2 protein-coding genes are annotated in these 1,602 nt (G+C 32.1%); both read right to left on the bottom strand.

Translation table 11 applies throughout. The features are described 5' to 3' along the window. Positions 1–22: 22 nt before the first annotated feature. Complete coding sequence (locus FC82_RS05850) at positions 23–625, bottom strand: glycosyltransferase (protein WP_056996464.1); 603 nt, start codon at positions 623–625, stop codon at positions 23–25. Then, a complete protein-coding gene (locus tag FC82_RS05845) occupies positions 615–1,562 on the bottom strand; it encodes a CDP-glycerol glycerophosphotransferase family protein (protein ID WP_056996463.1) in 948 nt (315 codons plus the stop codon). The genes FC82_RS05850 and FC82_RS05845 overlap by 11 nt, the downstream gene beginning before the upstream one ends. Positions 1,563–1,602: the final 40 nt, after the last annotated feature.

Below are 1,602 nucleotides of genomic sequence, written 5' to 3'. Positions count from 1 at the left end.
GCTAGTCTAATTGGTCTAGTTATCAAGTGTTGCACTTCAATTTTAAATCGGGGTTTTTTATAAATAACCCTGCCCATGGAACAAAAATAGGACAACTAATATTATTTAGTATTGAATTGAAATTTTTTCGACTTTTTCTAAGAAGAGAAAATCCAGCCACGCTGTTATAATAGTAATTGATATTTCTATCGTAACCATTCGCGAATGTTTCATCTCTATCTTTTCGAAAAAGGGACCAAACATGTTTATTTGATTCCACTAAGGTTTGATTAATAGAAAGGAATCTATCAGCGAAGTTCCTATCAAGCAAAACATCATCATCTAAAATCAAAATATAAGTTTGCCCTGATACTTGAGCATCTTCCATAACCATTTTTATTCCAGTGGAAAAGCCTTCCGCTGACCCTTTATTTTCCTCAAATCTTCTAACTCTAATATTGAAACCTGAAAATTGATTTTTAATTTTAGATGAAATTGAGTAATGGCAGCCATTGTCTACCAAAAAAACTTTTTTTGTTCCTGCGTCAACTACTGATTCAATTGTATTTACGACGCCTTCATATCTGTCAACATTGCCATATGTCACTATTATAGAAACAAATGACATCTTCTCTTTATTTATCATTTAGTATATTAAAAAGCCTTTCACTATTTTTGTTATCACGTAAGGTAAAAGTTTCATCTATTCTTTTTCTATATTTTTTATTAATTTTAAAATCATCATGTATTGCGGACGAAATTTCAGACATAAGATCCTTCTCATTAGTGCAAATCGGTCCGAACCCGTCCCTGTCATACTTGAAGTATCCTTCTTTGTACTGTCCCTGTCGAAACTGTTTTAAGTCGAACTGGTAGTACACGGATCGCTTGTATAAATAAGCAAAATCGAAAATAACACTGGAGTAATCTGTTATGAGCATTGAATTTTTTAAAAGTATAGTGGAAAAATCAACATTTTCAGTATTAAGAGATTTAACTATTGTGTTTTCAAGATTGAATAAATGAATTCTTTTCTGAATTTCGTGATGCGGGGGAAAAAAATAGAAATCTACATTATTCTCCATAAGCAGTCTTTCCAGCCTTTTACTATGCATTAATGAGTATAACTTTTTGAAGTATTCAGACTTCATAAATTCTTGATCATCTACATCAGCTAAATAATAGCGCCAAGTCGGCATAAAAACGATACTGCTTTGAACCTCTATCTTAAGTTTTTCGTTTTGCAAAGAATCATACCTTGCAAATCCGGTTTGCACTATATTGCCATCCGGGTAACCATATTTCTTACTGGACATTTCTTTAAATTCCTCATTTGTGGTTGTGACAAAATAATCAAAGCGTGTCCTTTTATAATTTGTATTTTCGACAATATCGTCCTTACTGACACCGTGACTTAAAAAAACAAATTGCATTTTTGGAACTAGCCAACTGTAAACAATCTTAAATTCTCGCCAATTAACACCTTTAAAAGGAATAGAATAGCCATCATGGGTTGATAATACATATCGTGCTGCCATAAAGAATACTTTATGTCTAAAAGAATTTGTTCCCTCAATTGTCAAGTTAAGTGCAACACTAATGGCCTATTCTTATAATTGGTCT

Origin of the sequence: Secundilactobacillus collinoides DSM 20515 = JCM 1123 (genome assembly GCF_001435975.1) — a bacterium.
In the GTDB taxonomy this organism is placed as follows: Bacteria; Bacillota; Bacilli; order Lactobacillales; family Lactobacillaceae; genus Secundilactobacillus; species Secundilactobacillus collinoides.
The sequence above is the reverse complement of the archived record's forward strand: the minus strand, read 5'-3'. Positions and strand labels throughout refer to the sequence as shown.